Here is a 12674-nt window from a genome sequence, read left to right on the forward strand (position 1 = left end):
AAAAAGGCTGTAGAATGGATTCATTCTACAGCCTTTAATAGACTCTTAGTCTATCAACCTTCTAATAATAATGATTTTGGATCTTCAAGCATATCTTTAACAGCAACAAGGAAGCTAACTGCTTCTTTACCATCAACAATACGGTGATCGTAAGATAGTGCAAGGTACATCATTGGACGGTTTTCCATACGCTCGTTATCGATTGCAACTGGGCGTACTTGGATTTTATGCATTCCTAGAATACCTACTTGTGGGCTGTTTAGGATTGGTGTCGACATTAGAGAACCGAACACGCCACCGTTTGTAATTGTAAACGTACCACCTTGTAATTCTTTTAATGAAAGTTTGTTATCGCGTGCTTTTTTACCCAATTCACGAATTTCGCTTTCGATTTCAGCGAAGTTTAATTGGTTAGCATCGCGTACAACTGGAACAACTAATCCATCTGGAGCTGCTACTGCAATACCGATATCATAGAATTTTTTAATGATAAGCTCATCGCCTTGAATTTCAGCATTTAATAATGGGAATTGTTTTAATGCTGCAACAACTGCTTTTGTGAAGAATGACATAAAGCCAAGACGTACATCATGTTTTTTCTCGAAAGCATCTTTGCGTTCTTTACGTAATTCCATGATTGCACTCATATCAACTTCGTTAAATGTTGTTAACATTGCAGATGTTTGTTGAACTTCTACAAGACGTTTTGCAATTGTTTGACGGCGGCGGGACATTTTCACGCGCTCAACTGGTTTTTCGAATTCAGTTTTTACAGCTGGAGCAGGAGCTGGACTTTTTGGAGCAGCTGGTGCTTCTTTTGGCGCTGCAGCATGAGCTTGTACATCATGCGGTCTCACACGTCCAAGTGGATCTGTGCTGCGCACATCGTTTAAGTCGATTCCTAATTCACGAGCCATTTTGCGAGCAGCTGGTGATGCGATAGGACGATTTGTATTTGGTAAACCTTGAAGAGCTTTATTTTGTTCAGCACTTTGCGCTTCAGCTTTTGGTGCTTCAGTAGTTTCTTGTTTTGGTTGCTCAGCAGCTGGAGCAGGTGTGCTTACTGCAACTGCTGCGCCATTAGCATCTAAAATTGCGATAGTAGCGCCAACTTCAACTGTATCTCCAGGTTCGCCTAGTAATTTCGATACAATACCTGAATCTTCTGCAATGATTTCTACATTGACTTTGTCAGTCTCAAGCTCAACAACGCTGCCACCTTTCTCAACTTTGTCGCCTACGTTGATAAGCCATTGTGAAATAGTTCCTTCTGAAATAGATTCTGCAAGCTCAGGTACTTTAATTTCGATCATTTTAAATGTCCTCCCCTTATTTGCCTAACGGTGTGTTTTGTCTTCTTTAATCTTCGGTAATCTCCATTTATTAGCCCGACTTGGGCAGAATATCTGCCCAAGTAGAGCCTGAAAAATTCATTGTTACTTTCAGTTGCTGTAAACTTCAATTTCTTGTTTATCTTGACGGAAGTTGTACTTCACGTCTAAAGCGTGCGCAACGATTAGTTCTTGCTCAGCTTTGTGAGCGAATGGATCGCCACCAGATGGACTAGAACGATCAGGGCGTCCAATATAACCTGTTTTCACTTTATCGCCAGCAAGCTCGAACAGAATTGGAGCCATGTAATGCCATGCACCCATATTACGAGGTTCTTCTTGAACCCAAATGATTTCTTCTAAGTTTTTAAAGCGTTTAATAATAGATTGAACTTTTTCAGCAGGGAATGGGTACAACTGCTCGATACGAATCATATGAACTTCATCTAAGCTGTACTCATGCTTACCATTGTCGATCTCTGCTGCTAAGTCAATCGCCATTTTACCTGTGCTTAAAACAAGACGTTTTACTTTGTTTGGTTTCATACCAAGGTTTTCTTGTTCTAAAGCAGGTTGGAAACGTCCTTCACTTAACTCACTACCTGTTGAAAGTGTAAGTGGGTGACGTAATAAACTTTTCGGCGTCATAATTACTAACGGTCGAACAGCTTCTGTTCCTAAGATAGATGCTTGACGACGCAAGATATGGAAGTATTGTGCCGCGCTCGTTAAGTTTGCAACTGTCCAGTTATTTTCAGCAGCTAATTGTAAGAAACGCTCTGGACGTGCACTAGAATGCTCTGGTCCTTGACCTTCATAACCGTGTGGTAATAGAAGAACTAAACCTGATTTTTGACCCCATTTTGCTCTTCCTGCTGAAACATATTGATCAAATAACGCTTGCGCAGTATTTGAGAAGTCACCGTATTGCGCTTCCCACATAACAAGAGTTTCTGGAGCGAATACGTTATAACCATATTCGTAACCAACAACAGCAGCCTCTGATAACGGACTGTTATGAACAGAGAATGAAGCATTGATATTTGGTAAACGATGTAATGGTGAATATGTTTCGTTTGTATCAGTATCGTGTAATACGATATGACGATGCGCGAATGTACCACGCTGTGAATCTTGACCAGTTAAACGAATTGGCGTACCTTCTTGTAAAATAGAAGCGAATGCTAACGATTCAGCAAGTGCCCATTCAATTTTACCGTTCTCTTCAAGAGCATCTTTACGGCGCTCAAGAATTTTCTTCACTTTTGGATATACGTTAAAGCCTTCAGGCCAAGATAATAGACCTTCATTAATTGCACGAAGTGAGTCAAGTTCAACACCAGTGTCAATCGGCTGGATGCCTCTTGCAACAACATCTGGAACTTTAACGTGAATTGTTGCAGCACTTGTATCAGCAGGTGGTACTTGTGCGTATTCAGCTTTTAATTGCTCTTGTATAAACTGAGTAATTGTTTCAACCTCATCTGCATTTAGAACGCCAGCAGCTTGTAATTGATCTGCATAAATTGCTCTTACAGTTGGGTGATTTTTAATCTTTTTGTACACTTGTGGCTGCGTAACTGCTGGATCATCCATTTCGTTATGACCGTAGCGACGGTAACCGATTAAATCGATTAAGAAGTCTTTTTGGAACAGCGTACGATATTGGATCGCAAGGTTAGCAGCAGCAAGACAAGCTTCCGGATCATCAGCGTTCACGTGAACAATCGGAATGTCGAATCCTTTTGCAAGGTCACTCGAATATTTCGTAGAACGAGAATCATAGCTATCAGTCGTAAAGCCGACTGCATTATTTGCGATAACATGGATCGTTCCGCCAGTTTGATATGCGTTCAATCTACTTAAGTTCAATGTTTCAGATACAATACCTTGACCAGGGAATGCAGCATCACCATGAACTAAAATTACGAATGACTTTGAAGTATCTTGTTCTGGAAGACCAGATTTTTTACGGTTCTCTTGAGCCGCACGTGCGAAACCTTCCACAACAGGATTAACGAACTCAAGATGACTTGGGTTATTTGCTAAAGTAACACGAGTACTAACTTCTTCATTACCAACGACTTGTTCTCTACCTAAATGGTATTTCACGTCGCCAGTCCAGCCAGCATTTGCCTTTACGCCTTCTATTTTTGCATGTTTGAACTCAGCAAACATGTGACTATATGGTTTCTCTAATACGTGAGCAAGTACGCTTAGACGACCGCGGTGAGCCATACCAATCATGACATCTTCTACGCCGTTTTTAGCACCTTCTCGAACAATTTCATCTAATACAGGTACAAGCATATCAACACCCTCGATAGAGAAACGCTTTTGACCAACGAATGTTTTATGCAAGAATTGCTCGAAACCTTCAACAGCTGTTAAACGTTTTAAAAGAGCAGTTCGTTTTTTATTTAATAATGGTTGACGCAATGAATTTGATTCCACCATTTGATGCAACCACGCGCGTTCTTCACTATCTTGTATATGTGAAAATTCATAAGCTAAAGATTTTGTATAAACGTCTTTTAATCTATGAATTACATCAAGTGCAGTGTGAATACCTTCTGGTGCATCTTGCCATACTGTTTTAGCTGGAATCGCTTTCAAATCAGCATCGCTAAGTTCGCTCATTGTTTTCTCGATAAGAGATTGTCCATTTGCAGCATCTTCCATTGGATTAATGTGAGCCAACGTATGCCCGAAAGAACGAATCTGCTCGACAAGTTGAACGACCTTAAGAATTTTTTCAATGTTTCCAGTGTTTTGAGGAGAAAAATTTGTTGCTGTGTTGTCCCCTGTTACGACATCATCTTGGAACGAAGGAGCTCCAAAAATTTCAAAAAGCTCTTGTAATTCCGGATCAACAGAACCTGCGCCAGTTACGTAAAGATCATACTGTTCAATAACATAACCAAGGTTCGGACCATGGAACTTGGCCCAAGGGTTTGTCGTTGTATTCTTCCTCGTCATTTGTTTAAACCTCCCAATGCATATAATCCTTTTCCATACAAAAAGGTGCATTTTGCTCTTTTCAATAATTGATGAACCAATAATCAATGTAAATGTTTTCTTTACTCTTATGTTATTACAATAATTTACATAATACCAAACACTATTACTTATCTGTTTTGTAAAAAAACATTCACAATAACTTATCACCCAAGTTAATCTTTCATGTTATAAAGTAATTTTACAAAAAAAGGGGGTGGATATATTTGGTATACCTACATTAATAACTATAATTGTTGCATTTAAATATAGGTATAATCGTTGGAATGTTTCGATAAAAACTCGTTCGAATTATGTATATTGAAATAATAAGCGCTTTCATTGATATTATACAACAATACAACGGAATATAGTATAAAAAATAAAAAATTATGAATTTAGCATAAACTTTATTTCGATAGTGTTAAATATTAAAAGGAAAATGAAGGATTTCTACAAAAAAAGTGGCTATACATAAAAAATGCTTCATAAACCGTTAGTTTCTATAAATATGGCGAAAAACACCGTAAAAACAACAGCACATTTCATTGAATAAAGAGAAGAATGAAATGGTTTAAAAAGATAAAACACATATGGAGATATTAAATTTTTATAAAAGCGGGGAGGAGATATAGTAACGGATATATACATTGTTCCATGTTCCGTTTCAAAATAGACGTGTTGAAATTGAAAAAGTTTCTTCTATATAAATAGAATGCAAAATAATCCATATGAATGTAAAGGAACCTTGACGTAAAGTCTCCTTTACATATATACTCGGTATAAGGAAGGAGGGAGAAATTTCCTTGGAAAACAAAATGGTCGAATACAGAAAGAAATTTGGACTATCTCAAGAAAAATTGGCTGAAAAGCTAGGGGTTTCCAGACAAACCATTATCTCAATTGAAAAGGGGAAATATGATCCATCACTTCCGTTAGCATTTGAAATCGCAAAAGCATTTCAGACAACGATAGAACATGTATTTATTTATGAAGGAAAAGAAGAGGGGGAGTAGGAATGAATTATTCACAAAAGTACTTTGTTGTTATGGGAATTATTTTTCTAGTTATGAGTGGATTTATGATATTAACAGGTATAATGACGCATTCTGCACCACCAGCTATAACTTATCCATTACTTGCGATGATGATCATGTGTTTTTGCTTAAGCTACTTGCACCCGCAATTTAAAGAAAAAGATGAGCGAATGAAACTCATTCGTTATAAAGGAATGTTCTTCACCTTTTTTGCACTAACGGCATATTATCTTCTTTTCTCTATTGGTTTAAACTTAAAAGTAATTACACCATCTGCAACTGAACTATTGAACATATTAATGGCACTAACGATGAGTACAGTCTTTATCTCATTTGTTGTTTTGTCTAAAAGATATTAAGATGTAAGAGAGAAAGGAAGATTAATAAATGCAAATGATATACGCTTTTGGTATGGGGCTTGTTTTATTTTTGGCGGTATTCTTATTCATACGTAAAGACGTCCAAGGCGGGACGTTAACGAAAAGAGGGTTCTATAAATTAATCGGCTGTTTAGTCGTTATGTTTATAGCGATCGTTGTGTTAGTTGTTTTAATTAATAAGTCATTATAGAAATTAAAAATGGGACCTTACATTTAGTAAGGTCTTTCTTTTTGAAATTAAAACTAAAAATTACCATAAGAACTATTTACTGACTATATCGTGTATTATATAATCCAATAAAATGATAGTTAAGGAGAATAGTATATGAATAAAAAAACTATCTTCTTTTTATTAACATGTTTACTACTTGTAGCTAGTATTACTTATATAGTATGTAACAAGAGAGAACAAGTACCACCTATATTAGTATGGGAGGATCAGGAATACTACGTTACAAATGAACCTGCAAAAGCAGAAGAAATTGGGCAAAGGCTTGGCGAAGTTACAAAGAAAATTGAAACAAGCAAAAAGCCTACTGAAAATAGTGAATCTAATATATTACAAGAAAAAACAGAAGTGTTCGCAATGATTTTAGAAGAAGAGGATGATAAAACACCTTTAGTTGTAAAAGAACCTTATAGTGAAGAATATAGAATAGTCAGGCCGATGTTAAAACAAGTACTATAGTATAAAGTGAAGAGAAATTTTTTGATAGAGGGCAGTGAATATCATGAGGTGGAAAGCGGGAAATTTTGAAAAAATAGAAACGAAGGATTCATCTATTGAGCAACTTATACATACATTCAAGGAACAAAACCTACATGGTGGAGCGGTTATAAGCTGTTTTAAAGTACATAACGAAAATTTTTTCAAAGAAATACCTTATGGAGAAGATGGACACGAGCACTTTTTCAGAAGAATCTTCAACTCTTTAGATATAATCAATAACTTAGAAGAGTTAAAAATAAATACATCAGAAAAATATAAGTTTCATTTTCAAGGCAGTAACGCAGTAATTGATGATTGTCTAGGGGGAACTGTCTTTAAAATATAAGATCATGTGTAAATCTGAGAAATTTCAAAAGAAACATGTAGTAGATTTCAGCTAGTGATGTGTATGTTTACATGAAATAACAAAGAAAAACCGACTCCTTGTCAGGAGTTGGCTTTAATAAATACCCTATTCTAGTTAGAGTCACGGTTTCGCAAGTGATTTTCATACTCTGCTAACCATACTAACATCAAGTTTTTTAATTCAATAGTTTCAATTTCACAAGTATTTTCTCCATCTTCATAAAAACGGTGTAAAATTTTTGTGTAATCTGCTTGTATTTCTAAGTTACAACTATTTCCGCTTATCTCAAGAAAATCTAATTCTCTATTTAATACTTTATCTAAATACTGTATACCATGATTGCTATGAATATCATCTTCTAATAAATCTGCAACTAAAGAAATTTTTTCTGGTAATTCAATCATTAGGGTATTTAAGGGACCCTCATAAATCCTATATGTATATTTCATAAGTAAATATTGTCTCCTTTATAAATTAGTAGAGTGGAAATGCTGAAATGATTCTTCCGTTTGAATCAATAAATAATCTAATCTTCATACCATTTGGAGCGGTACCAATATACCTATTCCCTCTTCCGGAGTAAACTTTATTATTATATGCTACTTCAATGGCTTTGAGGACCTCTGTTCTACCCCAATGATCCGGGAAAAATGTTGAAGGTAATGTTTTAGGTACACCATTTACTGAAACTTCAGCTTCGTATACGCCATAACGGTTTGGTGATCTTGTAACTCTTAGAATTTCTCCTTCGGCCATCATACTTTTATGATGATACCCTCCAGCAGCTCCTGCTTTATTTAGATTCCCGTGAAATATATGTTCAACCGTACCATTGTTTTTATAAATAGAATTAGGATGAGATTTGAATTTATCAAAGAATAAGAAAGTATCTTTAGCTTGTTTAAACTCAGGTATATTAATTCTGGATAGTCCACCACTTCCGTCAGCAAAAGCAAGCTGACTGCGATTCCCCTTGAATAAAGAAGCGGCGTCTTGCAAGCTTTGTTTAGCATTTCGAGAAACCTCAGCTAATGTAGTACCAGGTTTCAACATTGCAATCTTATCTACACCTTTTGCCCCTAACAAAGCAAACATACCATGAGACATTATACTTCCATACAATTCAGCTCGACTATTCCAGTCTCCGTTTACAACGTTAGTATTCCATGAATCTGAAATTGTTTGTTTTATTGCATTAAATGTTTCGTCTAGGTGAGAAACAGCTTCAATCGTATTATTAATACTATCTATTGGGTGGATGGCTGAATCTAAAAGTCCTTCTATCTCATCACCAAGAGCTTCACGACCTCCTTTTATAAAATGGTATGGTACACCTAATCCAGCTTTTTCAAAAGTAGATTCGACTTCATCATCTATAGCGCCTTTTATTTTATTCACATCTTTATAAGCCGCTTCGACACCATGTTTAAATTTATCATATAAAGACTCATCAGCATTTTTTACTTTGCTAAGATCCTCATAAGTTTCTTTGAGACCGTGATTAACTTTGTCAAGTAAAGAACCATCATTTTTCTTGCTATTTAATGGACCACACATTGCCCCTTCTTCGAGATTTACGTCATATGAAGCATCTGCGGTACGGAATTTCTCAGCAATTCGTTTTAATTATTCTTCCACATTTGCGATTGCATTTATAGAAGTAAATGCTTTTGGTTTCGCATCATTGAACATTTGAACGAAATGTTGATTAGAAGCACCCATCCATTGATAGCACAGGTGATCAATTTGATCACATAAATTTTGATGAATTGATTCTAACGCATGTCTTGTGTTAAATGCCCGTTTTGCGACTTCTTCTAGCATTTCAGGCGTTACTTTAATCTGAACCATATATTTCCTCCTTTCCCCGATTAAAATTATGAGCCGAAAGGGTAAATATGTAAATACTTAAATGAGGAAAATATGTATTATGATAGATTCCGATAAACCAACTGTCATGTGTTCCTCTTTCTTAAAACGATGCCCCTCAAATTTTACTTTTTCATTTCGCATATAAAGGACATAGCCTCGAATTATTTCCGTAGCAAGAGCAGGCAAATCATGTGGTATATCTTTTTCGTTTAAATACTCGATAAAATAATAAAAGCTTTCGCGGTACTGACGTAAGGTACCAGGTGCCCGTCCTTCGGCTTCTTTTACGTGAGTGAATGTTGTAAATAGAACGTGTAAATCGTCTAAAGTACGACGAGTGGCACGCGTCTGTTTTATACGTTTACCTTTCAAACGATTAGAAGACAAACAAAAAACCCCCTTTCCGTTTTATAACGAAATAGGAGGTTTCCATACCGACATACAGTTTGGCGGTGTACCGTAACCCTGTCGGTTAAATCAACGAGTAAATCATCGCATAAAAATAACGCTCTATCCGTTGATAGAACGCCATTTCATCGTAATATATGACCCCGGAGAGGCTCGAACTCACGACCTCCACCCTGTCAAGGTTTGGGAGTTGGGGTTTTATGTATATCAAGTATTTTTATTACGTTTTTAACGAAAAACCACTTCACATGAATTATTTACTAATTTTATTATAAAAGGGTCATTTACTGTTGTAAAGTGGCTAAGCCTTCAAGGAATATCTTTTTTCGTAATTCTATTCGCTATATACATATTCTTTAGTGATAAAGAACCTTTATTTTAAAAAACTGTTTGAAAGATTGCTTTTCTACCTGTAATGCCCTATGGTTTCAAAGATATTAAAATAGGGGAAGCCTTAAATGGTTTTCTACGGATAATGATAGTTGAATTGATCTCCTATTAGTTAAGGTGTGTCGTATGACATGCCTTTTTCTATTTATATGAAGTTCCCAAAAAAGGAAGGTGAATAAGGTGGAATACAAACAGGGCTTTGACTATCGTTTTATTAAACCTGTCCGACAGTTGAGAAATCAGACTCAATCAGACTTTGAACAGGTCATGGGCGTTGATAGAAGTACCATTGGAAAACTAGAACGGGGTGAAATAGAGTTCACACCGCTTTACCAAAGCAAGTTTAAGGATGCTGTTAAACAAATAGGAATTTCTAATATTGAGTTGATAAGTGTCAGTAGAATTTTAGAAATGAAAGAACAACGAGGATACAAATAATTATTGGGGGTATGGGAAATGGAAGTAAAAGACTTATTCGTTGAAACTAAAAAAATTGTAAATGAGTACAAGGAAAAAACTGAGGTATTAAATCAAGAAGAACAGGAACTAAAAACAGAACTAGGGGCGTTACAGGAAGAAATGACAGCGATTTCCCTAGATTCTGAGGGGGCTAACTTATCAGAACGTATTTATTTAAAAGCACAGGCAAAGGAAATTAACTCTAAGGTGGAAATCATTCATTCTATGTTAGAAGAACTGGACGAGAAAAGCACATCTTTAAAACTGGCTTATGTTCCAGTATTTCAAGATGTATTAAGAAAAGACCGTTCTAGTACTAATGAGTATGATATGACAGAACTTGCTATCCGTCACCGTTACGAGTTGTTAACTGAGATAGCTGGTGTAGGTAAGCAATTCCAAAAACAATACCATGCAATTGCACCTGATATTTATGAGGTATTCGACGACCCAAAAGTTAAAGAAGAGTTCCCACGATTAGAACATTCTTTTGAACAAGACCAATACAGACCGTATTTTAGTTGGTTTGAAACATCTGTTGTTTCTAAGAATGAAGTGTTTTCCGCTACTCGTGGCAACCTTCCAGAACATTTAAAAGTACCTAAGGAGGCTAAATAAGTGAACTTAACTAGCATTGTAAAACAAGACGTACTGACAGAACTGAGAAAAGGCAATACAGACGTATTGAAAGGATTACCACCAGTTTTAGCTATGAAATATGGACTGGCGTTACAAAATGAAGCTGGTGGCTATATCGAGGAATTAAAAGTAAATGATAAAGAATTAAATGAGGCTGTCCTTAATCGTTTAAAAGACAGTGGCGTCAAAGAAATGCTGATTAAAAAGATTGAGGCCGAGGAAAAGGCACACGCTGACAAGGTAGTACTGGCAAAGCAAATAAAAAAAGAGGTCACTGGTGAATAGCTGGTGATCTTTTTTAATTTAAGGAGATAGAAACAATGGCTTATTACGATAAAGAAGAACAAGAAACAGTAATTGTATTTGAACCGGCTACAAACTTATGGGACATACATACAAACGTTCCTAAGCACATTAAGAGGTTGAAAAAAGACTATATAGCATCGGTTTCTTATGAGGGAAATGATTCCGATGGTAAAACCATTGCCATACGTTTAAAGGTTACAAACCTACCACCTAGCTACATTTTTAACAAGTAAATAAGGGGGAACTATTATGGATAAGTTAGAATTTGAGAAAAGATTAAACAATATATATAACGGTGCTGTAACGTCCGTGACACGATATATAAATGAACGTGCTACAATGTGTTTCCACTGTGATAAGTGCGGTGCAGAGTTTTATAACAAGGCTGGTTACATGATTGGAAAAGACCATCAAAAACATATTTGTACTATGCCTTATGGTGATAGAACTGGCAAAAGGTTAAGTAGGGTTAGTCATAGTAAGGTAAAACCTCAAAAACGAAAGAAGAATTCTGTAGCTACTGGAAAACAATTCTATGGAATGGTTATAAATGATTACACCCCAAATGAAATAGCTAAAGAATTAAGTATTTCTCATTGGATGGTGGTGGACTACTTTAAAGCGGAGGGACTAATTTAATTGTCTCTCCGCTTTTCTTTTTATTTGCCCTTCCAAACTATCCATTTTCACCTCTAAGTTATCCATTCTACCATCTAATTTATCTATCTTATTATCTAACTTATCTACCTTCTTCTCCATTGCGGAGACCTTCTCATATATCTGTTGAATCAATCTCTTTTCATTTTCTGTCATTGCAGCTAGACCCCCTAAAAAGTTTTCAGAAACCGTCGTGAAAATTTTTCTTGAGATACGACTATTCAATTTCAGCAAAATTCGTAACCACCACCATTCCCTAAATCGCTGTACAGCAAAGTTAATGAGTAGTTGTTCACGAATCACAAGTTAATCGTCTAGAATTGCGAATTTCAGCACCTCCAAGCCTCGTTTAGTAAGTTCGATATTCAGACAGACTATCCAGCCATACAGCTTAATGACTTGCGGTTGACCACTTTCTACAATATTTACCTCGTCACTATTACTATCCTTCCCCGCATAATAAAAAGAGAGTATTGAGATTACTCAATACTCTTTTCATGGTTATTGTTCTAATCAATTAGGATACAAAGTGATATGAACATTTAAGGGATTAAGATAGGAAATTTCTACTCCCTCAACCAAGTTTTCATTTTCAAGTTCCTTGATAATTTCTTTTGCAGCCTTTTTAACATCTATTACATAATTAAAAATTTGGGCAACCGCCATTCCCATTCCTCCACCATCACAATGGCCGTTCCCAGTCCAAAATAAACTTCTATCAATTATATCTTGCATGTAATGTCTTTTTTTGAGTGTTTCTTGGATTTTATCTTTTTTGTAGTTATATTCCACTAAAAGAGTAATTAGGTCATGTTCTTCTATATATCGAAACCCTTCTTTAATCTTTTGATTAACTAATTCATCTATTGATTCATTTGCTTTTTTAGATAATGACAACTGTATTTCTCTTGTTTCTCCTATATCTCCAACAGAACCAGAATGAACTTTTAATGTCATTCCATCTTTCCAAATGTTCCAGTATAAAAATCCGTTACTACTCTGCTTAATCAATTTAGTCAATATATCTCCTTCAAAATTATCAGGATTTTGACGTGGTATTTTCAATTTAATCTCTCCTAGCGAATTTATTAGGACGTCCTATTACTAATATCCCCCCACCAG

16 protein-coding genes and 2 pseudogenes are annotated in these 12674 nt (G+C 35.8%); 10 read left to right on the forward strand and 8 right to left on the reverse strand.

What is annotated here, in order from left to right; genetic code table 11:
- Positions 1–53: 53 nt before the first annotated feature.
- Both odhB and odhA read right to left on the reverse strand, forming a co-directional pair.
- The gene (gene odhB / locus BAU28_RS22945; RefSeq protein WP_048369566.1) at positions 54–1313 is read right to left on the reverse strand and encodes a 2-oxoglutarate dehydrogenase complex dihydrolipoyllysine-residue succinyltransferase; all 1260 of its coding nucleotides are present in this window, start codon (positions 1311–1313) and stop codon (positions 54–56) included.
- A gap of 129 nt (positions 1314–1442) precedes the next feature.
- On the reverse strand, positions 1443–4310 hold the full coding sequence (gene odhA / locus BAU28_RS22950) for a 2-oxoglutarate dehydrogenase E1 component (protein WP_071720103.1): 2868 nt from the start codon (positions 4308–4310) through the stop codon (positions 1443–1445).
- An 824-nt stretch (positions 4311–5134) separates the two neighbouring features.
- Between odhA and BAU28_RS22955 the strand changes: the two genes are divergently transcribed.
- The 5 genes and pseudogenes from BAU28_RS22955 to BAU28_RS22975 form a co-directional block, all read left to right on the forward strand.
- Positions 5135–5344, forward strand: coding sequence for a helix-turn-helix transcriptional regulator (locus tag BAU28_RS22955; RefSeq protein WP_002170904.1), 210 nt, complete (start codon positions 5135–5137; stop codon positions 5342–5344).
- 2 nt (positions 5345–5346) lie between these two features.
- Positions 5347–5724, forward strand: coding sequence for a hypothetical protein (locus BAU28_RS22960; RefSeq protein WP_048369563.1), 378 nt, complete (start codon positions 5347–5349; stop codon positions 5722–5724).
- Positions 5725–5752: 28 nt separating this feature from the next.
- Entirely contained in the window at positions 5753–5935 is a 183-nt protein-coding gene (locus BAU28_RS22965; RefSeq protein WP_071720104.1) for a DUF3976 domain-containing protein, read from the forward strand.
- 135 nt (positions 5936–6070) lie between these two features.
- Positions 6071–6433 (forward strand): hypothetical protein, encoded by a 363-nt coding sequence (locus tag BAU28_RS22970; protein ID WP_071720105.1) that lies wholly within the window; start codon positions 6071–6073, stop codon positions 6431–6433.
- Positions 6434–6476: 43 nt separating this feature from the next.
- Positions 6477–6770: pseudogene (locus tag BAU28_RS22975) on the forward strand (hypothetical protein); the annotation flags it as partial.
- A 161-nt stretch (positions 6771–6931) separates the two neighbouring features.
- Here the strand turns inward: BAU28_RS22975 and BAU28_RS22980 are convergent.
- The 4 genes and pseudogenes from BAU28_RS22980 to BAU28_RS22990 form a co-directional block, all read right to left on the reverse strand.
- The gene (locus BAU28_RS22980; protein ID WP_071720106.1) at positions 6932–7270 is read right to left on the reverse strand and encodes a hypothetical protein; all 339 of its coding nucleotides are present in this window, start codon (positions 7268–7270) and stop codon (positions 6932–6934) included.
- A 25-nt stretch (positions 7271–7295) separates the two neighbouring features.
- Positions 7296–8378, reverse strand: a complete 1083-nt coding sequence (locus tag BAU28_RS22985) for an EndoU domain-containing protein (protein WP_476995477.1) — start codon at positions 8376–8378, stop codon at positions 7296–7298.
- Positions 8363–8672 (reverse strand): annotated as a pseudogene (locus BAU28_RS31685) (WXG100 family type VII secretion target); the annotation flags it as partial. The gene BAU28_RS22985 and the pseudogene BAU28_RS31685, both read right to left, overlap by 16 nt.
- Positions 8673–8729: 57 nt before the next feature.
- Positions 8730–9080, reverse strand: a complete 351-nt coding sequence (locus BAU28_RS22990) for a hypothetical protein (RefSeq protein WP_244158180.1) — start codon at positions 9078–9080, stop codon at positions 8730–8732.
- Between the two features lie 591 nt (positions 9081–9671).
- On the opposite strand from BAU28_RS22990, the gene BAU28_RS22995 reads away from it, so the two are divergent.
- From BAU28_RS22995 to BAU28_RS23015, 5 genes are read left to right on the forward strand one after another with little or no spacing between them, the layout of a single operon-like run.
- Entirely contained in the window at positions 9672–9929 is a 258-nt protein-coding gene (locus BAU28_RS22995; protein ID WP_232339737.1) for a helix-turn-helix domain-containing protein, read from the forward strand.
- Between the two features lie 18 nt (positions 9930–9947).
- A complete protein-coding gene (locus tag BAU28_RS23000) occupies positions 9948–10568 on the forward strand; it encodes a hypothetical protein (protein ID WP_071720107.1) in 621 nt (206 codons plus the stop codon).
- Positions 10569–10874: a hypothetical protein gene (locus tag BAU28_RS23005; RefSeq protein ID WP_069355236.1), complete on the forward strand. Its 306-nt coding sequence runs from the start codon at positions 10569–10571 to the stop codon at positions 10872–10874.
- 35 nt (positions 10875–10909) lie between these two features.
- A complete protein-coding gene (locus BAU28_RS23010; protein WP_071720108.1) occupies positions 10910–11128 on the forward strand; it encodes a hypothetical protein in 219 nt (72 codons plus the stop codon).
- Positions 11129–11144: 16 nt separating this feature from the next.
- Positions 11145–11534 (forward strand): adenylate kinase, encoded by a 390-nt coding sequence (locus BAU28_RS23015; protein WP_069355238.1) that lies wholly within the window; start codon positions 11145–11147, stop codon positions 11532–11534.
- Here BAU28_RS23015 and BAU28_RS30755 read toward each other — a convergent pair.
- Both BAU28_RS30755 and BAU28_RS23025 read right to left on the reverse strand, forming a co-directional pair.
- A complete protein-coding gene (locus tag BAU28_RS30755) occupies positions 11526–11855 on the reverse strand; it encodes a hypothetical protein (protein ID WP_069355239.1) in 330 nt (109 codons plus the stop codon). The two genes, BAU28_RS23015 and BAU28_RS30755, sit on opposite strands and share 9 nt — an antisense overlap.
- A gap of 210 nt (positions 11856–12065) precedes the next feature.
- Complete coding sequence (locus BAU28_RS23025; RefSeq protein ID WP_083594897.1) at positions 12066–12617, reverse strand: hypothetical protein; 552 nt, start codon at positions 12615–12617, stop codon at positions 12066–12068.
- Positions 12618–12674 lie beyond the last annotated feature (57 nt).

This window comes from Bacillus paramycoides, assembly GCF_001884235.1.
Lineage (GTDB): Bacteria > Bacillota > Bacilli > Bacillales > Bacillaceae_G > Bacillus_A > Bacillus_A paramycoides.

What these genes read in the sequence shown, in the direction of transcription:
- odhB (WP_048369566.1), bottom strand. Translation starts at nt 1,313, where the DNA reads ATGATCGAAATTAAAGTACCTGAGCTTGCAGAATCTATTTCAGAAGGA.
- odhA (WP_071720103.1), bottom strand. Translation starts at nt 4,310, where the DNA reads ATGACGAGGAAGAATACAACGACAAACCCTTGGGCCAAGTTCCATGGT.
- BAU28_RS22960 (WP_048369563.1), top strand. Translation starts at nt 5,347, where the DNA reads ATGAATTATTCACAAAAGTACTTTGTTGTTATGGGAATTATTTTTCTA.
- BAU28_RS22965 (WP_071720104.1), top strand. Translation starts at nt 5,753, where the DNA reads ATGCAAATGATATACGCTTTTGGTATGGGGCTTGTTTTATTTTTGGCG.
- BAU28_RS22970 (WP_071720105.1), top strand. Translation starts at nt 6,071, where the DNA reads ATGAATAAAAAAACTATCTTCTTTTTATTAACATGTTTACTACTTGTA.
- BAU28_RS22980 (WP_071720106.1), bottom strand. Translation starts at nt 7,270, where the DNA reads ATGAAATATACATATAGGATTTATGAGGGTCCCTTAAATACCCTAATG.
- BAU28_RS22985 (WP_476995477.1), bottom strand. Translation starts at nt 8,378, where the DNA reads ATGTGTGGTCCATTAAATAGCAAGAAAAATGATGGTTCTTTACTTGAC.
- BAU28_RS23000 (WP_071720107.1), top strand. Translation starts at nt 9,948, where the DNA reads ATGGAAGTAAAAGACTTATTCGTTGAAACTAAAAAAATTGTAAATGAG.
- BAU28_RS23010 (WP_071720108.1), top strand. Translation starts at nt 10,910, where the DNA reads ATGGCTTATTACGATAAAGAAGAACAAGAAACAGTAATTGTATTTGAA.
- BAU28_RS23015 (WP_069355238.1), top strand. Translation starts at nt 11,145, where the DNA reads ATGGATAAGTTAGAATTTGAGAAAAGATTAAACAATATATATAACGGT.